The organism is Ancylobacter sp. IITR112 (assembly GCF_041415945.1).
Classification (GTDB): Bacteria; Pseudomonadota; Alphaproteobacteria; order Rhizobiales; family Xanthobacteraceae; genus Ancylobacter.
On the sequence record NZ_JBGCUS010000001.1, the window covers coordinates 1,195,766 to 1,217,691 of the forward strand.

14 protein-coding genes are annotated in these 21,926 nt (G+C 67.0%); 6 read left to right on the forward strand and 8 right to left on the reverse strand.

Annotated elements, in window-relative coordinates; translation table 11 throughout:
• Window positions 1-15: 15 nt before the first annotated feature.
• Both ureG and AAC979_RS05375 read left to right on the forward strand, forming a co-directional pair.
• A complete protein-coding gene (ureG, locus tag AAC979_RS05370; protein ID WP_371345813.1) occupies window positions 16-672 on the forward strand; it encodes an urease accessory protein UreG in 657 nt (218 codons plus the stop codon).
• 99 nt (window positions 673-771) lie between these two features.
• Window positions 772-2,544: an ArnT family glycosyltransferase gene (locus AAC979_RS05375; protein ID WP_371345814.1), complete on the forward strand. Its 1,773-nt coding sequence runs from the start codon at window positions 772-774 to the stop codon at window positions 2,542-2,544.
• Window positions 2,545-2,580: 36 nt separating this feature from the next.
• Here AAC979_RS05375 and metC read toward each other — a convergent pair whose 3' ends face one another.
• A complete protein-coding gene (gene metC / locus AAC979_RS05380; RefSeq protein ID WP_371345815.1) occupies window positions 2,581-3,771 on the reverse strand; it encodes a cystathionine beta-lyase in 1,191 nt (396 codons plus the stop codon).
• Between the two features lie 285 nt (window positions 3,772-4,056).
• On the opposite strand from metC, the gene AAC979_RS05385 reads away from it, so the two are divergent.
• The 4 genes from AAC979_RS05385 (at window position 4,057) to AAC979_RS05400 (ending at window position 8,587) form a co-directional block, all read left to right on the forward strand.
• Window positions 4,057-5,088, forward strand: coding sequence for an amino acid ABC transporter substrate-binding protein (locus tag AAC979_RS05385; RefSeq protein WP_371345816.1), 1,032 nt, complete (start codon window positions 4,057-4,059; stop codon window positions 5,086-5,088).
• 110 nt (window positions 5,089-5,198) lie between these two features.
• Complete coding sequence (locus tag AAC979_RS05390; RefSeq protein ID WP_371345817.1) at window positions 5,199-6,389, forward strand: amino acid ABC transporter permease; 1,191 nt, start codon at window positions 5,199-5,201, stop codon at window positions 6,387-6,389.
• 7 nt (window positions 6,390-6,396) lie between these two features.
• Window positions 6,397-7,773, forward strand: coding sequence for an amino acid ABC transporter permease (locus tag AAC979_RS05395; protein WP_371345818.1), 1,377 nt, complete (start codon window positions 6,397-6,399; stop codon window positions 7,771-7,773).
• A 16-nt stretch (window positions 7,774-7,789) separates the two neighbouring features.
• Window positions 7,790-8,587 (forward strand): amino acid ABC transporter ATP-binding protein, encoded by a 798-nt coding sequence (locus AAC979_RS05400; RefSeq protein WP_371345819.1) that lies wholly within the window; start codon window positions 7,790-7,792, stop codon window positions 8,585-8,587.
• A gap of 128 nt (window positions 8,588-8,715) precedes the next feature.
• On the opposite strand, the gene sseA is transcribed toward AAC979_RS05400, so the two are convergent.
• From sseA to parA, 7 genes are all read right to left on the reverse strand, one after another.
• A complete protein-coding gene (sseA, locus tag AAC979_RS05405; RefSeq protein ID WP_371345820.1) occupies window positions 8,716-9,579 on the reverse strand; it encodes a 3-mercaptopyruvate sulfurtransferase in 864 nt (287 codons plus the stop codon).
• A gap of 27 nt (window positions 9,580-9,606) precedes the next feature.
• Complete coding sequence (locus AAC979_RS05410) at window positions 9,607-10,320, reverse strand: alanyl-tRNA editing protein (protein WP_371345821.1); 714 nt, start codon at window positions 10,318-10,320, stop codon at window positions 9,607-9,609.
• On the reverse strand, window positions 10,320-11,351 hold the full coding sequence (locus AAC979_RS05415; protein ID WP_371345822.1) for a cysteine synthase A: 1,032 nt from the start codon (window positions 11,349-11,351) through the stop codon (window positions 10,320-10,322). The genes AAC979_RS05410 and AAC979_RS05415 overlap by 1 nt, the downstream gene beginning before the upstream one ends.
• A gap of 75 nt (window positions 11,352-11,426) precedes the next feature.
• On the reverse strand, window positions 11,427-12,875 hold the full coding sequence (locus AAC979_RS05420) for a deoxyribodipyrimidine photo-lyase (protein WP_371345823.1): 1,449 nt from the start codon (window positions 12,873-12,875) through the stop codon (window positions 11,427-11,429).
• 236 nt (window positions 12,876-13,111) lie between these two features.
• Window positions 13,112-17,374: a translocation/assembly module TamB domain-containing protein gene (locus AAC979_RS05425; protein ID WP_371345824.1), complete on the reverse strand. Its 4,263-nt coding sequence runs from the start codon at window positions 17,372-17,374 to the stop codon at window positions 13,112-13,114.
• Window positions 17,374-19,356, reverse strand: coding sequence for an autotransporter assembly complex family protein (locus AAC979_RS05430; protein WP_371345825.1), 1,983 nt, complete (start codon window positions 19,354-19,356; stop codon window positions 17,374-17,376). Before AAC979_RS05430 ends, AAC979_RS05425 begins: the two co-directional genes overlap by 1 nt.
• 1,809 nt (window positions 19,357-21,165) lie before the next feature.
• Window positions 21,166-21,822, reverse strand: a complete 657-nt coding sequence (parA, locus tag AAC979_RS05435) for a ParA family partition ATPase (protein WP_371345826.1) — start codon at window positions 21,820-21,822, stop codon at window positions 21,166-21,168.
• Window positions 21,823-21,926 lie beyond the last annotated feature (104 nt).

The following is a 21,926-nucleotide window of genomic DNA, read 5'->3' on the forward strand; positions in this document are numbered from 1 at the left end:
GGCGAGGAGGCATTCATGGCGAGCGACACGAGCGGCCCGCTGCGGGTCGGCATTGGCGGGCCGGTCGGTTCGGGCAAGACCGCGCTGATGGAAGCGCTGTGCCGGACTTTCCGCGAGCGCTACGACCTCGCTGCCATCACCAACGACATCTACACCAAGGAGGATGCGGAAATACTCACCCGCGCCGGCGCGCTTCCCGCCGAGCGCATCATGGGCGTGGAGACGGGCGGCTGCCCCCACACCGCCATCCGCGAGGATGCCTCCGCGAACCTCGCCGCTATCGCCGAGATGCGGGCGCGCTTCCCTCGGCTCGACCTGATCCTCATCGAATCCGGTGGCGACAATCTCGCCGCGACCTTTTCGCCTGAACTTGCGGACCTCACCATTTATGTGATCGACGTGTCTGCCGGGGAGAAGATCCCGCGCAAGGGGGGGCCAGGCATCACCCGTTCTGATCTCCTCGTCATCAACAAGGTGGATCTGGCGCCGCTGGTCGGCGCTTCGCTTGATGTGATGGACCGGGATTCGCGACGCATGCGCGGGCGGCGTCCCTTTGTGTTCGCCAATGTGCGCGCCGGTGACGGCGTCGCCGAGGTCGCGCGCTTCATCGAGCAGGCCGGCGGCCTCGTTGCCGCGGCAACCGGCGCGGCAGGGACTGCTGTGCCAGCCTGACGACGCTTTGTCCGCGACTGGCGTGGACGACCGCAGAGCGGGATGCGGCGGACCGGTCCGGTCTGCTAAGGTTCATCGAGGTGGGAGGGATTCCGGTCGATGAAGTCATTTGCTGCGGGCCGCAAGGCGCGTTCCGCCCCGCTCTATTCCTCGCGCGGACCACGCTTTCCGGATCGGATCGTCGCGCTGTTCGCAGCGTGCAGCCGCACGAATCTCCGGGCCTGCCTCTTCCTGACCGGGCTGACGCTGGTGGCGTTGCTTCCCGGCTTCTTCTCGATTCCGCCCGTGGATCGGGATGGGGCCCGTTATGCACTTGTCAGCCGACACATGGCCGAGACGGGAAATCTGACGGATACGCGCCTCGGGTGGGAGCCCAAGCGCACTCAGGCGCTGGGACTGCACTGGCTGCAGGCCGGTGTGGTGAGGGCGGCCGAACTGGTCGGTATACCCGAAGCCCCCACCCGCATCTGGCTGTATCGCATCCCGTCTCTGGCGGCGGCGATCGCTGCGGTGCTGTTGACCTTCTGGGCCGCACTCGCCTTCATCCAGCGCCGCGCCGCCATGCTCGCCGGCAGCCTTATCGCGGCCAGCGTCGCGCTCGGCGTCGGGGGGCGGCTCGCCGTGCCGGAAGTGTTTCTCCTCGGCTCGGTGGCGGCAATGATGGGTGCGATGGCGCGGCTCTATCTGGCCGAGCGCCATGGTGAGGGAGGGGTTGCGTGGCAGCAATCCGCCCACGAGTCCCGTCTGGCGCTTGTGTTCTGGACGGCGTTGGCAATGGGGTTGTTCACCAAGGGGCTGGCGACACCGCTTTATGTCGTGTTGCCACTGGCGGCGCTGGTGGCGGTGGACCGCTCGGCGCTGTTCCTGCGGCGGGCACGCTCTTATGGTGGACTAGCCATTCTCCTTGTCGTGGTTGTGGGCTGGTTCCTTCTACGTCGCTATGGAATGCCGGAGACGCAGGCGGAGTTTGTCGCCCGCACGCTTCTCGGGCCGGTGGCCCGCGAATATCAGGGTTTCACCGGCCCGCCGGGCGTCTATCTCCTGCTGTTCTTCGTGATCTTCTGGCCGGCGGCGCCGCTAGCCGTGCTGGCGCTGCCGATCGTCTGGAAAGCGCGTCGCATCGGCACGGTGCGTTTCCTCTTGGCTTGGGTGGTGCCGGTCTGGTTGCTGTTTGAGATCCTGCCGACCAAGGTGCCCGCCTATGTGGCCCCGACTCTGCCGGCCATCGCCATTCTCATTGCCCTTGCCGTCGAGCGCGGGGCGCTGGCGCTGGGAAATATGCGGCTGACGCGCGTGCTGTGGCTGTGGCCGCTGATCGGGGCCGTCATCGCTGTCGGCGCGCTGCTTGGCATGGCCGTGTTTGACCGCACGACGAGCGTGCTGGCGTGGCCGCTACTGCTCGTCGGGTTCTTTGCCCTCGTCATCGCAGCCGCGTCGGTGCGCGAGTACGGCGTGGAGAAGGCGGCACTCACCGCCCTCGCCGGTATGCTGATTTCCGGCTTTGGCGTCATGCAACTCGTCCTGCCTAATATTGACAGTTTCTGGCTGGCGCCGCGCGTCGTTGCGGCCGCCGCGCGCGAGCCGTGCGGTGCCGGGACGGGCCCCATCGAGGTCGGCATCGCCGGCTATAATGAGCCGAGCTTTGCGCTGCTCATGCCGAACGCGCCCCGCTTCCTGGATGGGGCGGCGGCGGCGGACTTCCTCAAGGCCGGGGGCACCTGCCGGGTCGTCTTTGTCGAGCGACGCCAAGAGCCGCGCTTTGCCCGCCGAGCGGAAGCGATCGGCCTGCGCATCCAGCGCGGGGCCGATTTGCGCGGGTTCGACTACAACGGCCTGCGGGAAGTCCGGCTGGCCCCCTATCGGCCGGGCTGAAGCTCCCGCGCCCCGCCACCGCGGGCGGCTGTTCTCTCAGAGCGCCGCCGCCAGGGCGCGAAAGCCGCAATCGAGATCGGCAATCAGATCCGCAGGGTTCTCAAGGCCGATCTGCAGGCGGATCGCCGGGCCGCCCGGTTTCCACGCGGTAGCTGTGCGGTAGGCGCTGCAGTCAAAGGGAATGGCAAGGCTCTCATAGCCGCCCCAGCTATAGCCGAGGCCGAACAGGGCGAGATTGTCGAGAAAGGCATCCACCGCCGGCTTGGGAGCGGGCTGGAGGATGATGCTGAAAAGGCCGGAGGCGCCCTTGAAGTCGCGCTTCCACAAGCCATGGCCGGGATGCTCCGGCAGCGCCGGGTGCAGCACCTTCAGCACCTCTGGCCTCTCGGCGAGCCAGCGTGCCACCGTGAGCGCGGATTGCTGGTGGCGCTCAAGCCGCACCGCCATGGTGCGCAGCCCGCGCGAAGCCAGGAACGCATCCTCCGGCGCGACGGTGATGCCGAGGTCGCCATGGGTGACAAGAATTCGGCGGAACGTTTTCTCATTGGCGGAAATCGTACCGATGTTGAGGTCCGAATGGCCGCTCAGATATTTCGTGCCAGCCTGAATCGAGACATCCACGCCCAAGTCATGCGGACGCAAAAACAGCGGCGTTGCCCATGTATTGTCCATCAGCGTCGTGATGTTGCGCGCGGAGGCGGCGGCAACGATGGCGGGAATGTCTTGAATCTCGAAGGATTGCGAGCCGGGCGATTCGAGGAAGATTGCCCGCGTGTTCGGGCGAAGGAGGCCGGCGATGTCGCCGGCGATGAGCGGATCATAATAAGTGGTCTCGATGCCGTAGCGCGTCAGCACTTCGTCGCAAATCCGGCGTGTCGGCTGGTAGGCGCTGTCCACCATGAGCAGGTGATCGCCGGCTTTCAGCACGGCGAGCAGGGCGAGGCTTACAGCCGAAAGTCCCGATGGGGTGAGCACGACGCCGGCGCCACCTTCAAGCTGGGTGAGTGCGGTTTCCAGGCTCTCCACCGTCGGGTTGCCGCGCCGGCCGTAACTGTAGCGGCCGGTATGACCCTCGAGATCAGCGACGCTGGGAGACAGCACGGTCGATCCCCGGACGATGGGGGTGTTCACGAAGCCGTCATGGCGAAAGGGATCGCGGCCGGCGAGTACCAGTTCGGTTTCCACCGACAGCTTGCCGGGGAGGGAGGTTTTTGTCTTGTGCGCCATGGTTGTAGCCTGCTGGAGCCGATTTATCGAAGGTCGCATAGGGAAGGGAGCGCCGTTGCGCCGTCAAGCGCTTGACCGGGCCCGAATGCGGCGCTCTGATGACGCTGCGTTCGCTGCGGTGGTGCCAGAGGGGGGTCTTCTGGGCACTGTAAGACGAAGGACGCAGGCATGACAGGTCGCCAGAAACCATCTGCGGCATGCGAATTGCCTTACCGATCGCCCGTGCCGCCCCGCACCGTCGCGGCGGATACGTCAGCTCCAATCCGAATGAAGAAGGCTGCCACCATGAAACGCCTCCTCTCCACGCTCGCATTTGCCGGTGTGATGGGCCTTTCGGCCGTCGCCGCGCAGGCGCAGACCAAGCCGTCGAAGCTCGAGCAGGTGAAGTCGAAGGGCTTTGTCCAGTGCGGCGTGAGCCAGGGCCTGCCCGGCTTCTCCAACCCCAATGACAAGGGCGAATGGAGCGGCCTCGACGTGGAATTCTGCCGCGCCGTCGCGGCTGCCATCTTCGGCGACGCCACCAAGGTGAAGTTCACCCCGCTCTCGGCGAAGGATCGCTTCACCGCGCTGCAGTCCGGCGATATCGACATCCTGTCGCGCAACACGACATGGACCATCACCCGCGACACGTCGCTGGGGCTGAACTTCACCGGCGTCACCTATTATGACGGCCAGGGCTTCATGATCCGCAAGGACAAGAAGGTGAACTCGGCGCTCGAATTGTCCGGCGCCTCCGTCTGCACGCAGACCGGCACCACGACCGAGCAGAACCTTGCCGACTATTTCCGCGCGAACAACATGACCTATGAGGTCATTGCCTTCGCCACCAATGACGAGGTGGTCAAGGCCTATGACGCCGGTCGCTGCGACGTGCTCACCACCGATCGCTCGGGCCTTGCCGGTGAACGCCTCAAGCTGACCAACCCTGACGACCACATCGTGCTGCCGGAGATCATCTCCAAGGAGCCGCTCGGCCCGGTGGTCGCGCATGGCGATGACCAGTGGTTCGATATCGTCAAGTGGGTGCTCTTCGCGCAACTGAACGCGGAAGAGCTCGGCGTCAATTCCAAGAACGTCGACGACCAGCTCAAGAACGCCACCAACCCCGAGGTCAAGCGCCTGGTGGGCACCGAAGGCAAGTATGGCGAGGGGCTCGGCCTCGGCAATGACTGGGGCTACCTGATCATCAAGAACGTCGGCAATTATGGCGAGATGTATGACCGCACGGTTGGTCCCGACACCCCGCTCAAGCTGAGCCGCGGCCTGAACGCGCTGTGGAACAAGGGCGGCATCCAGTACGCCCCGCCGATCCGCTGACGCAAACACAATGGAGGCTCCCGCACGACGGGAGCCTCCCCGCTCCGGCAAAGCTGGCGGCAGTCCGGCGCCGGGGAGATCAGGGGCCTCGATCCGAGGCGAGGGGGACTATGACGGATTTGGCTGGGCCCGTCGGCGGGCACGAGAAGAGTTCATTCATCAACGATCCGAAGGTCCGCAGCATCGGCCTTCAGCTCATCGCCCTGATCGTGGTCATTTTTCTCGGCTGGAGCTTTGCCGAGAATGCCCGCGATAATCTGGCGGCGCAGAAGATCGCCACCGGTTTCGGCTTCCTGGACAATACGGCAGGCTTCGGCATCAACCAGACGCTGATCCCCTATTCCGAAACGTCGACCTATGGCCGCGCCTTTGTCGTCGGCTTGCTGAACACGATCCTGGTCGCCGTGGTCGGCATCTTCCTCGCAACGATCATCGGCTTCCTTGTTGGCATCGGGCGCCTGTCGAAGAACTTCATGGTGCGTACTATTTCGACGGTCTATGTCGAGGTGCTGCGCAATCTTCCGCCCCTGTTCCAGATCCTGTTCTGGTATCTCGCCGTGCTCAGCGCCATGCCGGGGCCACGCAACAGCATCAGCCTGTTCGGCGAGGTCTTCATCTCCAACCGCGGTATCATCATTCCCCGCCCGCTGTTCGGGGACGGGGCGGGCATCGTGCTGTGGTCGATCGGCTTCGCCCTTCTCGGCAGCATCCTGTTCCGACACTGGGCGGCGAGCCGGCAGGAGGAGACGGGCCGCCGGCTTCCGGTGCTGTGGGTGTCGCTCGCGCTGTTCATCGGCCTGCCGCTCGCGGCGATGATTGCGACGGGGTTTCCCATCAGCTTCGAAACGCCGGTCCTGAAGGGCTTCAATTTCGCCGGCGGCATCCAGGTCATTCCGGAATTCGTCGCACTGACGGTCGCGCTCGCAACTTATACCGCCGCGTTCATTGCCGAGAACGTGCGGGCCGGCATCCAGTCCGTCAGCCACGGCCAGACCGAAGCGGCGCATTCGCTCGGACTGCGCAACGGACAGACGCTGCGGCTGGTGGTCATCCCGCAGGCGATGCGGGTCATCATCCCGCCGCTGACGAGCCAGTATCTCAATCTGACCAAGAACTCCTCGCTCGCGGTCGGCATCGGTTATCCCGATCTCGTCGCGGTTTTCGCCGGCACGTCGCTGAACCAGACCGGCCAGGCGATCGAGATCATCGCCATCACCATGGGCGTCTATCTCCTGCTCTCGATCATTACAGCGATCATCATGAACGCCTACAACAAGCGCGTCGCGCTGGTGGAACGGTGAGGCGGCCATGAGTCTGACCTTCGACGACGGAACCTTCATCCGCAACGAGATGGCCCCGGTGCTGCCACCGCCCAAGCAGCGGATCGGCCCCATTGCCTGGATGCGGGAGAACCTGTTCTCCGGCATCTTCAATACCGTGCTGACCCTTCTCGGCATTCTGCTCGTGATCTGGGTTGTGCCGCCCTTTGTCCGCTTCATGTTTCTTGACGCGGTCTGGACCGGCGAGAACCGTGAAGCCTGTCTCGGCCCCCAGGTCGGGGCGTGCTGGCCGTTCATCGAGGCCAAGTTCGGCCAGTTGATCTATGGCTTCTACCCCATCGCCGAGCGTTGGCGGGTCGATATCGTCTTCGCCGCCGGCGCGCTGTTGCTGGTGCCGCTTCTGGTGCCGAGCTTCCCGTTCAAGCGTGTCGGATCGTTGCTGTTCTTCGTCGTTTATCCCGTGGTCGCCTTCGTGCTGCTGACCGGCGGCAATATTGACGCCTCCGCCTTCCTGTTGGAGCGCTTCGGGCTGATCGGGCCGCTGGTCGGGGATGTGCAGGTGGCTGGCATCAACCTCGCCTTCTGGGTCGACTTCGCGCTCACCGCGCTGCTGTTCATGGCCGCCATTGGCGGGCTGATCGCGGTGCTGGGAGGCAATGGCCGCTCCGCCGCCCGCACCACCCTGTTCGTCTTCCTGGCGCTAGGGGTGGTCATCTTCTGCTGGGACGTGGATGTCGGGCTCGATTATGTCGAGACCCGCCAGTGGGGCGGTCTCCTGGTGACGCTGGTGATCGCAGTGACCGGTATTGTCGCCTCGCTGCCGCTTGGCATCCTGCTGGCGCTCGGGCGGCGGTCGCAAATGCCGGTAGTCCGGTTGCTCTCGGTGATCTTCATCGAGTTCTGGCGCGGCGTGCCGCTGATCACGGTGTTGTTCTTCGCCACCTATATGCTGCCGCTGTTCCTGCCGCAGGGCACCAACCCGGATGCGCTGCTGCGGGCTCTGGTGGGCGTTGCGCTGTTCTCCGCGGCCTACATGGCCGAAGTGGTGCGCGGCGGGCTGCAGGCGATCTCCAAGGGGCAGTATGAGGGCGCGATGGCGGTGGGGCTGACCTGGAGCCAGATGATGCGCCTCATCATTCTGCCGCAGGCGCTCACCTTGGTCATTCCCGGCATCGTCAACAGCTTCATCAGCCTGTTCAAGGACACGACGCTGGTGCTGATCGTTTCGATCTTCGACTTCCTCGGCCAGTTGCGCGCCGCCTTTACCGACCCCAACTGGGCGACACCGGTCACCCTCTACACCGGCTTCGCCTTTGCCGGCGTGGTCTATTTCTTCTTCTGCTTCGGCATGTCACGCTATTCGCTCTTCGTCGAGCGGCGGCTCAACACCTCCCACCGGCATTGAGAAACGGAGAACCCATATGAGCGAGCTGCATTCGACCGTTTCCCCCGAGGCTCTTCACGCCGTCCACGCAACGCCAGGCCGGGAGGTCGCCGTCGATCTCGTCGGCGTGCACAAATGGTACGGCGAATTCCATGTGCTGAAGGACATCAATCTGAAAGTGCATCGCGGCGAGCGCATCGTCATCTGCGGGCCTTCGGGTTCGGGCAAGTCGACCATGATCCGCTGTATCAACCGGCTGGAAGAGCACCAGCAGGGCTCGATCATTGTCGATGGCATCGAGCTTACCAACGACCTCAAGCGCATTGACGAGATCCGCCGCGAGGTCGGCATGTGCTTCCAGCATTTCAACCTGTTTCCGCACCTCACTATTCTGGAAAATCTGACGCTCGCGCCGATCTGGGTCCGCAAGATGCCCAAGAAGGACGCGGACGAACTGGCGATGCACTTTCTCACCAAGGTGAAGATACCCGAGCAGGCCCACAAATATCCCGGCCAGCTTTCCGGCGGCCAGCAGCAGCGCGTTGCCATCGCCCGCGCCCTGTGCATGAAGCCGAAGATCATGCTGTTCGACGAACCGACCTCGGCGCTCGATCCAGAAATGGTCAAGGAAGTGCTGGAGACCATGGTGAGCCTGGCGGAAGAGGGCATGACCATGCTGTGCGTGACCCATGAAATGGGCTTCGCGCGTCAGGTAGCGAACCGGGTGATCTTCATGGATGCCGGGCAGATCATCGAGATGAACGAGCCGGAAGCGTTCTTCTCCAACCCGCAGCATGAGCGCACCAAGCTGTTCCTCAGCCAGATACTGCACTGAGAACCCGACCTGCACCCAGACATGGATGCGACCGAGTCGAACGGCCGGAGTGTGCACAGCGTTCCGGCCGTTTTCAGTTTGAGATTGGGCACGGCTGCGCGTCCGGCCTCAGCGCAGCCGTGCCCATATCAGTCTGCCGGGCCCGTCGCCACGGGCTTGTCTGAGGAACCCCATTCCGTCCAGGAGCCGTCATAGAGGGCGCTGGGCGGGGCGCCGATGGTCTCCAGCGCCAGCCACAGGATGGCAGCGGTCACACCCGAGCCGCAACTCGTTATGACTGGACGGGACAGGTCGATTCCGGCCGCCGCGACGGCTCGCCGAATGGAGACGGGGTCCGCCAAGCGGCCATCCTTCACAACCTCCGAAACCGGCAGGTTGCGGGCGCCGGGAATATGCCCTGGCCGGACGCCGGCCCGTGGTTCCGGTACCTCACCGCGGAAGCGCTCCGCCGCGCGTGCATCCAGCACCTGGACGCTGCGCGTTGCGAGGCGGTTAGCGACATCCTCGAGCGAGGCTACCCAGTCTCGGTCGAGCCGGGCATCGAAATGGGCCGGCAGATAGGGCGCCTCACCCGATTCGGTTGGGCGATCTTCCGCCAGCCACTTCGGAAACCCGCCGTCGAGGATCGCGACGTCCACTGCTCCGAAGGCGCGCAACGTCCACCATACGCGCGGTGCCGAGAACAGCCCCTGGGTGTCGTAAACGACAATTTTCATCTGCCGGCCAATGCCGAGCGATTCCATCGCTGCCCGAAACAGCGTTTCGGAAGGCAGCATGTGCGGCAACGGGCTCGACAGGTCGGATATGGCGTCAATGTCGAAGAACACGGCACCGGGAATATGCGCCTTGATATATTCCTCGCGCCCGTTCCGGCCCGTCGCAGGCATATGCCAGGAGCCGTCGACGATGACGAGGTTGGGCGCACCGAGATGAGCCGCCAACCATTCCGTCGACACGAAGCGGCTAACGTCGGGCAGATCGGTCTCGGGCATGGGGTCCTCCGCAGCCGCGTGCCATATTCATGCCCAGGCCAGCCGCACGCGGCGGTTCTGCTGGCCCTTCTTTTCGATCTTGGTCACCTGCACCGCGCCGATCTCGTCGAGGCTGCGCACATGGGTTCCGCCGCAGGGCTGCAGGTCGAGCCCCTCAATCTCGACCAGGCGCACCTTGCCGGTTCCCATGGGAGGCTTGACTGACATCGTCTTGACCAGGCCGGGATTGGCGAGCAGTTCGTCATCGGAAATCCAGCGTTCCGTCACCCGGCCCCCGGTGGCGATCATGGCGGCGAGCTTGGCCGTGATCGCCTCCTTGTCGAGACCGGCATCTGGAATATCGAAGTCGAGGCGGCTCTCCTCCTCGCCGATGGATCCACCCGTGACCGGAAAGGGCAGGGCGACAGACAGAAGATGGAGCGCGGTATGCATCCGCATGCGCTTATGACGTGTCGCCCAGTCCAGCCGCAGAACAACTGCTTCCCCCAATTCAGGAAGTTCTGCACCAGGCGACGGGACATGCACCACATCGACCTTGGAGGGGCCGTAGATCGCCGTTTCAACGGCAATCTCCCGGCCATCCGCGCGGAGCAGTGTGCCGCGGTCGCCCGGCTGACCGCCGGCGCTGGCATAGAAGACCGTACGATCCACCACGATCCCGCCCTCGGGCGTGAGCGCGGTGACGACGGCCGGCGTCTCGGTCCTGTAGGCGTCGTCGCGGAAGAGCAGGAGCGTAGCCATCACACCAGCACGTTGGGCACATCCACATGGCGCTCGAGCCACCCCGGAACGGGAAGGCCCTTCTCGCGCAGGAAGGCGGGGTTGAAGAGCTTCGATTGGTAGCGTGTGCCGAAGTCGCACAGCACCGTAACGATCGTGTGGCCGGGGCCCAGTTCCTTTGCCAGCCGGATCGCACCGGCGATATTGATGCCGGACGAGCCGCCGAGGCACAGTCCCTCATGTTCCAGCAGGTCGAACACGATCTGCACCGCTTCAGCGTCGGCGATCTGATAGGCGCAGTCGATGGGGGCACCCTCCAGATTGGCGGTAATGCGGCCCTGGCCGATGCCTTCGGTAATGGACGAGCCTTCGGCCTTGAGCTCGCCGGTGGTGTAGTAACTGTACAATGCGGCGCCGAAGGGGTCGGCGAGGCCGATGCGGATGGCAGGATTGCGCGACTTGAGCGCGATGCCCGTGCCCGCCAACGTGCCCCCTGTGCCGACGGCACAGACAAAGCCGTCCACCTTGCCATCGGTTTGTGCCCAGATCTCGGGTCCCGTCGTCTCGATATGGGCGAGGCGGTTCGCCACATTGTCGAACTGGTTGGCCCAGATGGCGCCGTTCGGCTCCGTCGCGGCCAGCGCCTCCGCCAGTCGGCCGGAAACCTTCACATAGTTGTTCGGGTTGGCGTAGCCGACCGCCGGCACTTCCACCAAAGTGGCACCGGCGAGGCGCAGCATGTCCTTCTTTTCCTGGCTCTGCGTCTCGGGGATGACAATCACAGAACGATAGCCGAGCGCATTGCCCACCAGCGCCAGACCGATGCCGGTATTGCCCGCCGTGCCCTCGACAATGACACCGCCGGGACGAAGCTGGCCGCGCGCCACCGCGTCCTGGATGATGAACAGCGCCGCACGGTCCTTGACCGACTGGCCCGGATTCAAAAACTCCGCTTTGCCGAGAATGGTGCAGCCCGTCGCCTCGGAGGCTTGCTTGAGCTTGATGAGCGGCGTGTTGCCGATCGCCTCGACGAGGCCGTTACGGAGTTCCATGGACCTGTTTCTTTTGCCTATTCGAAGGTCCACGAAAGTAGTGATCCGTGCCGGGCTCGGCAACCGGCCGTCCGGCTAATCCCCGCGAATGGCCTGAAACCGCTCAAGCGCCCGGTCGCGGGCAAGCGCGTGGTTGACGATGGGGCGGGGATAGGTGTCGCCCAAGCGAACGCCCGCCTGCCGCAGCACCTCGGGCGTGGCCTCCCATGGGCGGTGAATCGTCTCAGACGGGAGGGCTGCGAGCTCAGGCACGTAGCGCCGGACATAGTCGCCCGATGGATCGAACTTCTCGCCCTGTGCGACCGGATTGAAGATGCGGAAATAAGGAGCGGCGTCTGCGCCCGAGCCGGCGACCCATTGCCAACTCGCCGGATTGTTCGCGGGATCGGCGTCGACAAGCGTGTCCCAGAACCACGCTTCTCCCCGGCGCCAGTCGGTCAGGCAGTGCTTGATGAGGAATGAGGCAGCCACCATGCGCACCCGATTATGCATCCAGCCGGTCTGCCAGAGTTGCCGCATGCCGGCATCGACAATGGGATAGCCGGTCATCCCGCGCTGCCAGGCGCGCAGAAGCGCGGGCGTGTCCTCCCACGCGAAAGCGTCGAAGCGATTGTTGAAATTGGCAGTGCCAATCTCGGGAAAGTGGAACAGCAGATGATAGCTGAACTCCCGCCAATAGACTTCGGAGACGAATTTCTCCACGTCGCGCGTCGCGGCGCTGCCGTCCGCTTCGGCGTGTCGCAACGCGGCGAGAACACGATGCGGCGAAATCTCACCAAAGCGCAGATGCGGAGAAAGGCGGGATGTCGACGGAAGATCCGGCCGGTCGCGCCGCTCCGCATAGCCGGAGATGGCGCCGTCGATGAAGCCGGTAAGCGCCTCCCGAGCGCCTTCCTCTCCTGGTGTCCAGGCGGCGCGCAGACCACCCGCCCAGTCGGGCGACCTTGGCTCCAGATCCCAGTCCTCCAGCCGCTCGTTGGCGGGCAGATGACCGAAGCGCCAGTGCGCCCCGGGCCGTGACGGCATGCGGAGCGTCATCATCCGCGCACGGCGATAGAATGGCGTGAACACACGAAAAGGCCCGCCGGACTGCGTCTCGACCTTCCACGGCTCATGAAGGAGATTGCCGCCGAAGCTCTCCGCGGCGATGCCATTTTGGCAGAGGGTGGACTTCACGGCAGTGTCGACAGCGATCTCGGCCGCGCCATAGCGCCGGTTCCAATAGACCGTGTGGGCGTTCACCTCTCGCGCCAGACGGGTGAGCGTGTTGAGAGCCGGCCCGCGCCGCAGGAGCAACTCTCCCCCTTTGGCCATGACCGCGGCTTCCAAAGCCTTGAGCGAACGGCCGAGCCACCAGCGGGCGGCGCCACCGAGCGGGCGCTGCCCGGAGGTCTCTTCGTCATGAATGAAGACAAGCAGCAATGGACACCCGCTCGCCTGCGCCGCATGGAGCGCCGGATTGTCATCGAGACGCAGATCGTCGCGAAACCAGACAAGGGCGACGCGGTCGAGGGAGGAGGGCATGGAGCATTTCCCGCTGTGTCGGCTTTGTACGCAACCGCACGGGAGGCCGATCAGTCTTTCGAGTCACATCACCACAAACGTTGCAGATGGCGACCGCAAGGCAGGTGCCGCGCTGGGGACGGGAACTTGGGGGCAGATGAAAAGCCGCTTCGCGCTGCGCCTCACAGGGCGGGTATTCGCCAGCTTGCCGCGAAACCACAGGCTGTGCGGCCGCGGGGCCGCACCTGCGCGCCGACTCAGTAATCCCACTGGGCGCCGATGCCGACCTCGGCGGCACCGTCGGCACCCGTGGCCCCTTGCAGGCGGATGTGCCGGGTCACATCAACATCGACCGTGACCCGGCTCGATCCCGCCGATGTGCCCTGGCGCACACCGAGATAGATATTGTCGTTGAGCCGGCGGCCGAGGCCGACCTGGCCGCCGGTGCCTTCCGCATTGGTGCCGAGTTCGAGACTGTCGACGCCAAGCGAGCGGCGGACATTCTCCAGCACTCCGGCACCACCGGAAAACTGCGCCGCTGCCTGCGCAAGCTGCAGGGCCTGTCCGCTATTGAGCGACCCGGCGGAACGGCCGAACAGCAGGCGCGAGATCACCTCGTCCTGCGGCAGGGTGGGCGTTGAGGAGAAGCTGACCACCGGCCGGGAGGCCGGTCCCGAGACCAGAACGCGGGCGGTGATGTCCGTCGTGGTCGTTTCGGCGACGAAATCGAGTTCCGGGTCGGTCGTGCCGGTGAAGGTGATGGTGCCCCGCGTGAAGGTCAGGCGCCGACCGCCGAAATCGAAGGAGCCACGCCTAAGCTGGAAGGCGCCCAGCGTCACCGGCGCCCGGGTGGTCCCGCTTAGCTTCAGCTCGCCGCCAAGCTGAGCCTCAATGCCGAGGCCGCGCACGAACACGTTGTTGTTCGGGGCCGACAGCACGAGGTCGAGCGCTACGCCGTCGCGGCTCGGAGCGGGCGCGCCTTGCTGACGCTGAACGGTGGGACTCTTGCGCTTGAACTCGGCGCCAGCGTTGACATGGCGGACATTCAGATCCTGCACCCCGCCGGGGAAACGGTCCGGCACGTTAATGTCGAGGGCGCGGAGCACCAGCCTTCCGGTCAGACGCGGGCCGTTGAGAAACGCGCCCTCAATACCGAGGCGGCCTTCCGCAACCAGTCGCATGAGGTCGCTGTTCACCAGCGCGGCGTTGGCGAGATCGAGGTCGATGCGGCCGGGATAGCCGGCGGCCGGATCGAGCGCGACATTGCCGCGACCGGTAATGCTGCCACCATTCGTGGTCGCAGCGCGGAAGCTGGTGATCGTCACCGAGCGGTCGGTGCCGGTCAGCACGGCATCAATGTTGCTCAGCGCAACGCCATTGACGGAGTCATCGAACCGGCCGCCGCTCACCCGCACCGTTCCACCGGCGCGGGGCGCGGACGCCGTGCCGCGCAGCGTCGCGTCGACATTGGCGATGCCGGTGACGCGCGCGCCGGTAACGGCGAGCATCGGATTGGCGATGGCGAGGTTGATCGCGCCACGCAAGGCAAGGTCCAGCTCGCCCGGGCCCAGGGGAACCGAGCCGCTGACGACAAAGTTCTGCACGTTCGCGCCGGCAATGGTCGCACGCACCTGCGCGCGGCCATTGCCCAGCGTGCCATTGGCCGTGATATCGAACGGCCCGGCGCCGGAATTTGCAAGATCCGGGTGGGAGAGGCGGGTTAGGCGGAGGTCGAACGGGCCAGTGGGTGCAGTGAGGGTGCCACCGAGGCGCGCCGTGCCCGCCAGCGTGCCCGAAAGACTGGTCTGCGGCGCGACGATGTCGAGCAGCGAGAGAGGTAGCGCCCGCAGATCCACCGCGAGGTCGAGCCGCTCCCCGGCGGTACCCGATACGGTGGCGGAGCCGCCGCCCGCAGTCAGCGCGAAGCGGTCGATCGCCACCGTGCCGCCGGACAGGGTGAAGGTCGCCGGCGCGCTCAGTGCCGCGTTCAGTCCCGGGCGGGTGGCGGTGAGACGGTCGAGCCGCAGTCGGGCGCCGTCGCCGCGCGGCTCCAGCCGGCCGGCGGCGCGCAGCGTAGTGCCCTGCGCCAGCGCCTCAACCGAGAGATCGGTGCCCGACGCACCGCCCGCGGCGCGCAGGGTCGCGTTCGCGACGGAAACGCCGGATATGTCAAGAGATTGCAGGGTCGCGCTGCCATCCAGCAGCGGCACGCCGCGCAGGTCGAGCACACGGCCATCAATGCTGGCGGCGCCGACGCTCTGGCCGAAAGCGCTGAGACGCTGCGCCTCGGCGCGGATCTCCGCGTTCTGCCGCCCCTCCGCGCTGGTGAGCGTGACATCGGCGTTCAGCGCGCCGGCCATTTCGGTGAGCGTCAGCGCGGCGATGTCGGCGAGGTCGCCGGCGGCGATGGCGAGGTGCCCGGAAGCGAGGCCCGCCGGGTCCAGCGCGACATCGCCGCGCGCGGTGACAGAGCCGATGGCGAGATCGAGATTGGAGAGGCGGTGCGTGCCGTCCGGCTGGCTCGCCAGCGTGGCGGTACCGCGCGCCGGCTTGTTGCCAATATCGCCCGTGAGCGAAAAAGTGCCGCCTGGAGAATGGGTTACATCGGTCGCCGTGATGTCGAGCGTCACGTCGCGCAGCGGGCGACCTTCCGCCGATCCGTCCGGAATCGTCAGTTTCGCCGTCACGGCGAGGTCGTCGAGCGTACCGGAAAAGGCGGCATCGGCCTGAAGCGCGCCGGCGAGGCGCGGGTCGAGGCGGGCGAGATCGTCCAGGGTGAGGGTCGCGGTGAGATTAGCGAGATCGGTGGCGAGGCGTCCATTGACGGTGGCTGCGATGCCGTCGCTGTTGATCTTCAGCGTGTCCACGGCGAGCGCATTGGCACCATCCCGGGCCACCGTGCCGTCAATGCTAACCTCTTGACCGATAAGCGCATCCAGCCGCTCCACGCCCGTTTCCAACCCCCGCGCACGGGCCTTGATCGCGGCGCTGGCGCGGGTGAGGTCGGTCGAGGCGGACAGCCGGGCCTCGGCGGTGGCGGAGCCGGCGAGGGTACGGCCGGCGAGAGGGGAGAAGGCGGCAAGGTTGAGCCGGCTGATGCTGAGATCGCCCTCGATCGCGCGCGGTTCGATGCGACCGATGAAGTGGGCAGTCAGTGCAGTGAGGTCGATGGAGACGACTTCAAGCACCGCCTGATGATCCGCCGACAGGGTGCCCTCGGCGGTGAAGCGGCCCTGCGTGCCGAGGGCGGCGGCCACCTGCGGGTCGGGCGCGGCCAGCCCCTCTGCCGTGCCTTCGACGGCGAAGGCAAGGGCGTCCCCGGCCTCCGGCAGGGTGCGCAGCGTCGCCGTCAGCGTGCGGGCGCTGTAGTCCTGCCCGGCGAGTGCGGTCGCGTTCAGCCGTGTCGCGAGGGTGGGGGCGCGCAGCGCGCCCTTCAGCGTCCCGTTGAGGCCGATATCGGCCCAGCCAAGGCCCGGCAGCAGCCCGGCGAAACGCTCCGCCTCGCCCAGTGTCGCGTCAAAGGCGAGGTCGGCGTTGAGGTCGGCCGCCACCGATCCGCTCAGCCGCGCCTGGAAACCTGCGGTGCGCGCGGAGAACGCCTCAATGGCCAGATTCTGGTTGGAATCCAGCGTTGCGGAGCCGGCTATCTCGCTTCGGCCTTCAAACAGCGGTGCGATGTTTGCCGGCAAAATATTGGCGATGTCGGCGTCAAGGGCGAGGTTGATCTTATGCCCGCTGGCAAGCGCCCGGATGCCGGCCGCGCCGCTGACTTCCGCCCGGTCGCCCACCGTGACCCGCACATGGCCGTCCCACGCATCGAGCGGGCCCGCGCCCTTGAGCGACGCGGCGATTTCCGGCAGCCCGTCAAATCCCGCCGCGCGCGCCATCAGCCCGCCGGCCGGCTCGGTGGCGACGAGGTCGAGGTCGAGGCGGCCGCTCTGCGGCGCATACCCGGCCGAGCCACTGAGCGTGCCTGGCGCATCCAGCCGCGCAAGCGTGAAATTGACCGACACGCCCTGTGCCAGCGAGGTGAGATCGGCGGAGGCGTTCAGCGACAGCCGCGCGGCATGGTCGACCACCGGCTCGGCCAGCTCGATCTCCGGTATGGTGAGTTGCTGCAGTCGCACCGGCAAGGCGAAGGAGCTATCCCCCCGCGTTTCGGCCGGCGAGGGCGGCAGCACGGGGCGGCGCTCCAGCGCCACTCGCGCCGCCGAAAGCGCGGTGATGTCAACCCGGCCGGAGAGCAGCGCCAGCGGCCGCCAGTCGAGCCGCGCATCGTCGATGCGGGCGAAACGGCCGTCGGCATCGGACAACTCGACGGTCGCGACGCTGATGTCGAACGGCACGAAGCCGCCAATCCCGCGAATGGAGACGGCGAGGCCGGGCGAGGAGGCGAGGGAGGAGACGAGATTGGCCAGCAGCGCCTTGCCCGGCGGGGTCTGCAGCGCGCCGAAGGCCGCCGCCAGCGCCACCAGTAGCGCCAGCACGACCGTTCCGAGGAGTTTGAGCGCGCGCGTCATCAGAAGGCCTGCCCCAGGCTGACATAGACGCCGAAATCGCCGTCTTCCGGTCCCGGATTGAGCGGGAAGGCGAGGTCCACCCGCAGAGGACCGATCGCCGTGTAATAGCGCAGGCCGATGCCCGCCGAATATTTCATGCCGTCAAAGTCCGGCCATTCGGAGGCGAAGGCCGAACCCATGTCGAAGAAGGGCACGACGCCGATCGTGTCGGTGACGCGCAGGCGCGCCTCCAGCGATGCTTCAAAGAAGCTGCGCCCGCCAATGACCACGCCTTCCTCATTGCGCGGGCTGGCGGATTGGTAGTCATAGCCGCGCAGCGAGCCGCCGCCGCCGACATAGAAACGCCGCTGGGGCGGCACGTCATACAGACCGGCGCCGACAATGCTACCCGCCGCCATGCGGCCGGCGAGGATGAAGCGCTTGTTCTCGTCAAAGGCGTGGTAGGTCGCCACCGAGCCGCGGAACAGGGTCGGCCCCGCGCCGGCATCGCCGAGATAGGCGAAGGGTTCCACTGTCGCCGTGGCGCGCCAGCCTCGCGAGGGATCGAGCTTGCTGTCAGTGTTGTCATAGGTGACTTCGATCGGCACGCCGACAATGCCGTAATCATGGGTGCCGGTGGTGTCCTCCACCCGCGATTGTTCGAGATCGAGGCTCACCTGCAGCGTCAGGTCGTCGCTGTAGCGGTGCCGGATGCCCGCCAGCAGCGTCACCGCCTCGCGCACATAGGCGTTCGTCACCTCGCGCAGCACCGCCGCATTGGCGACGAGATCGTCCTGCGCCGTGTAGATGCCGGGCTTCACGAAAGTGGCGGCGAGCTTGTAGCCGAACGGATCGGCATCGGGCACCGCCTCGGACTTCTCGCCGAACCAGGACACCTGCGCGTCCAGTCGCAGCGTCTCGCCGCCGCCGAACAGATTGCGGTGGCCCCAATAGGCGTTGGCGGCCGAGCCTTCCGTCGAGGAATAGGTGGCGCTGAAGCCGACATAGCGCGGCAGGCGCGGCGACACCTCGATGGTGATCGGCAGGCTGCCATCGGGCGCCAGCGTCTCGGCCTCGCTGATGCGCACGCTGGCGATGGCCTCATATTCCAGCAGGCGACGGCGCAGCCGGTCCAGCACCTCGGGCGAATAGGGCGTGCCGGGGGCGATTTCGATGCGGTCTTCGATGAAGCCGGGGGTGAGGAAATCCGCGCCGGTCACGGTGAAGCGGCCAAAGGTGGCGACGGGACCGGGCGCGACGAAGAAGGTGACATCGACCTTCTGCGTCTTGTGATCCGCCACCACTTCTTTCTCGGCGACGCGCGCGAAGGGATGGGCGAGGTTACGCCAGTGATCGACGACGGCGCTCTCGGCGCGGACGATGGCGGTCGCCAGCGCCGGCTCGCCCGGCTCCAGCCGCAGCCGCGCCAGCGAGGGCGCCTGCGCCAGCGGGCGCTTGGTGGCGGCATCCAGCAGCTCGACGCGGCCGAAATGGAACAGCGGGCCGGTCTCCACCCGGACCTCGACCGGCACGGGCCCGCGCGCGCGGGCCGCTTCCACCCGCTGGAACACATCTTCCGCATCCGGCGGCACGCCGGCGACACGGATGCGGATGATGCCGCCGTAATAGCCGGCGGCATAGAGCGCGGCATTGATGTCGCGCCGGTCCGCCAGCGCGCGGCGCACCAGCCCGGCCGCGCCGGAAGGGGCGCGGCTGCTGAGCCGCTCGAGATTCGAGGCGGCTTCGATGCGCTCGGTAAGGTCGCTGTCGCCGCCGGCGACGTTGATCGTGACGGTATAAGGCGTCGCGTCCGGCGCGGGAGGGCCTTCGGCGAGAGGCTTGGGGCTGAACAGATTGATGATCGGCCCGAAGAAGCCGCCCGACGTGTCGCTGTCGCCGCTCTGGTCCTGCGGGCCGCCGAAGAGCTGGGCCGCAGCCGGCAGGCACAGCGCCGACAGCAGCAGCGGCACGCTGAGAGCGAGCACCTGCCAGAACCGCCGCATCCGCCTTCCAACCGCCAACCTGCTTCCTCCCCCCTCGATCGTCGCCGGGCCCCGGCCGGTGGCGACGCTCTCTGTCGGCCGCGACCCTAACGCGCCGATCATGAACGCAGGCTTTCCATAGGAGAACCTGCCCCTGATTGCCGTGCCGGGACGGCAAGCGTCAACCTTTCTGGCCGAAGAATGCAAATTTCCGCGCCGTTCGGACGGCAAAATCCGGCATGACGCAACGGCTTGGCCGTGCGTGCCGGTGCGGGGTACCTCTGGACGCCGCGCCAGCCTGGCGGGCGGGCGTGGCGGACTGTGCCCGGCGGCGGGACGCCGCCGATGCGACCTGCGGTCCGCTGCCGGCCGGCCGTGAGGCACCGGGGGCCTCGCCAGGGCGCCCGCTATTGGTGGGTCTCCTCGGGGGCGCCGTGGTGCTGCCGTGGGTGGCGCCGCCCCAGCGGGCCCATCCCCGGCGGCGAGGTGCCGATAGGCCGCGCGGCCTCCGCCTCTGCCTCCGTTTCTCCCGCGTGGCTCGCTCCCCTTGTCCTTCCGGCAGGCTGGGCCCGCCAATTCAGCTTCCCGGGGCGGCGGCCCGTCGAGACCCTGTCGCGAAAACTCCTCCCTGCCCCCCGAGGCGGAACCTCGCCAATGGCGGACGCGGCGATTTTCTGCCGGCGCGGCGCGCCCACGAGGTGACAAGGTGCGGGCATGCGGCCATGGCATGCGGTCACGGCGATCAGCGGCAGAATCCGGCCGAGACGGGGGACGACGACACCTCACTCGCCGCCGGCCTGCATCACCGCCCGCGCCCGCGGCCGAGCCGACATGGCCGAGTGGTGATCGCCTTGCCGGCGGCGCGTGCCGACACCCCCGGAGACAACCTGGGCGCGCCCGGCCGGGCAGCCCTGCGCAGGCGGGCGGGCTCCGGTCGGCGGATTTCCACCGGCGGAATCCGACCGGCGCGTTCCGGCCAGCGATATTGCCGGCCGGAGGCGGGAGGCCGGTGTCCCCCATGATCGAGGGTGAGCGCTTCCCGCAGGAGTGCCGGAAGCGGCGGTGATCGAGACCAAGGAGACGAGCGCCGTGCTTCGCCAGCCTCTCGCCGATACCAGCGGTCTCCATGATCACGTCGTGTCGCCCCGGCCATGGCCGTCTCGGCCCCGATGCCGGGCGAGGATGGGCCGCCAAGGTCGCGGCGACGAGGCCATGTCGTCCGACGCGCACGGACGCGCCGACATCGGCGGTTCCTACCATGCCCGTGCTGTGCCGGAACGTGAACGATCTTTGAACTGCCGGCGGTCCCCGGCCTCGCTCCCGCCAGCCGTCCGTCCTGAGCGTGGCCCCGCCGGCGCCGGTGAGGGGTCCGGCGTCTCCCCGGTGGCGATCACCCTTCCCGTGGGCGGCAGCGCGCTCGCGCCGTCGCCGTTCCGTCGCCGAGGGCACCCTCACGCCGAACGGGCGACGTGGCGCATCCTGACGGATCGGGCGACGGGGCATTGGCGGTGATAGGCGGGCGGCCGCGACGCCACCGCCGGCCGCCAGCGGCCCGCCGCACCGCCTTTCCCCCGAAGGCCGCGCGGGCCGGCCGGGATGGCGCCCGGCAGCGCACCCGTCCGGCATGTGCCGCTTGCGCCGCGCCTGAGAAGGGAAGGCGCCGGAGCCGTCGCGCGGCGTCCAAGCACCCTCGCCCGGCGCTGGCGCCCGCTCCCTGTCGACCTGCCTGCCGGTGATGGTGCGGCCCGCCGGCGCGCGCGTCCGGTGCGGGGCTCGGCGCCGACAGCAGCGCTTGGTGACCGGCCGGCCGCCGATTGCCGCCGCTTAAAGTCAGAGATCCAGGCGCGCCGCCAGCTCGGCGGCGAGCGCGCCGAACTCGGCCGCGCCTTTCGAGCCGGGCTCGGTCTCCAGCGCCGTCAGGCCCCGGCCCATGCTGGCGGCGAAGCCGACGCGGTTGCCGAGCCGCGTTTGCGCGGCGGGATGGCCGAGTGCCTCGATGGCCGCCGCCATCTCCTGCGTCAGCGCGGCGCGCGGCTGCGCCCGATTGATCACCAGCAGGCAGGCCGTGCCTTCCTTGCCGATCATCTCCAGCGTGGGACGGGTGGCCCACAGATCGACGGGCGTCGGCTGAACGGGCACGACGACGAGATCGGCGACCTCGATTGCCGGACGGGATTCCACGTCCGATTTCGGTGGGGTGTCGATGACGACGATGTCGTGGTCCCGCGTCAGGCTGCGGGCCTCGCGGCGCGCGCCCCAGCCCGAGGCCGTACGGAACGACAATCCGGTGCCCCGTTCGCCGAGGCTGGCTTCGCGGGCTTCGAACCATTCGCCCAGACTACCCTGGGGGTCGCAATCGAGCAGGGCGATACGGGCCGGCAGCCCCAGAACCATGTGTCGCGTCAGGGCAACAGCGAGATGGGCCGCCAGCGTCGTCTTGCCCGAACCGCCCTTCTGCTGGGCGATAGTGATAATTCTGCCACTCATCTCATGACCTCGCTTTCGACGGCACGTTCAGAGGGTGTCTCAGAAGCAACGACTCGCGGGCGCATCATGCGGGTGGAGAGATTGTGGGGACGTCACACCTTGAG

Coding starts and splice junctions, on each gene's coding strand:
- AAC979_RS05390 (WP_371345817.1), top strand. CDS start 5,199: ATGACGGATTTGGCTGGGCCCGTCGGCGGGCACGAGAAGAGTTCATTC.
- AAC979_RS05375 (WP_371345814.1), top strand. CDS start 772: ATGAAGTCATTTGCTGCGGGCCGCAAGGCGCGTTCCGCCCCGCTCTAT.
- AAC979_RS05425 (WP_371345824.1), bottom strand. CDS start 17,374: ATGACGCGCGCGCTCAAACTCCTCGGAACGGTCGTGCTGGCGCTACTG.
- AAC979_RS05415 (WP_371345822.1), bottom strand. CDS start 11,351: ATGGAACTCCGTAACGGCCTCGTCGAGGCGATCGGCAACACGCCGCTC.
- AAC979_RS05420 (WP_371345823.1), bottom strand. CDS start 12,875: ATGCCCTCCTCCCTCGACCGCGTCGCCCTTGTCTGGTTTCGCGACGAT.
- sseA (WP_371345820.1), bottom strand. CDS start 9,579: ATGCCCGAGACCGATCTGCCCGACGTTAGCCGCTTCGTGTCGACGGAA.
- metC (WP_371345815.1), bottom strand. CDS start 3,771: ATGGCGCACAAGACAAAAACCTCCCTCCCCGGCAAGCTGTCGGTGGAA.
- AAC979_RS05400 (WP_371345819.1), top strand. CDS start 7,790: ATGAGCGAGCTGCATTCGACCGTTTCCCCCGAGGCTCTTCACGCCGTC.
- AAC979_RS05385 (WP_371345816.1), top strand. CDS start 4,057: ATGAAACGCCTCCTCTCCACGCTCGCATTTGCCGGTGTGATGGGCCTT.
- ureG (WP_371345813.1), top strand. CDS start 16: ATGGCGAGCGACACGAGCGGCCCGCTGCGGGTCGGCATTGGCGGGCCG.
- AAC979_RS05430 (WP_371345825.1), bottom strand. CDS start 19,356: ATGCGGCGGTTCTGGCAGGTGCTCGCTCTCAGCGTGCCGCTGCTGCTG.
- AAC979_RS05410 (WP_371345821.1), bottom strand. CDS start 10,320: ATGGCTACGCTCCTGCTCTTCCGCGACGACGCCTACAGGACCGAGACG.
- AAC979_RS05395 (WP_371345818.1), top strand. CDS start 6,397: ATGAGTCTGACCTTCGACGACGGAACCTTCATCCGCAACGAGATGGCC.
- parA (WP_371345826.1), bottom strand. CDS start 21,822: ATGAGTGGCAGAATTATCACTATCGCCCAGCAGAAGGGCGGTTCGGGC.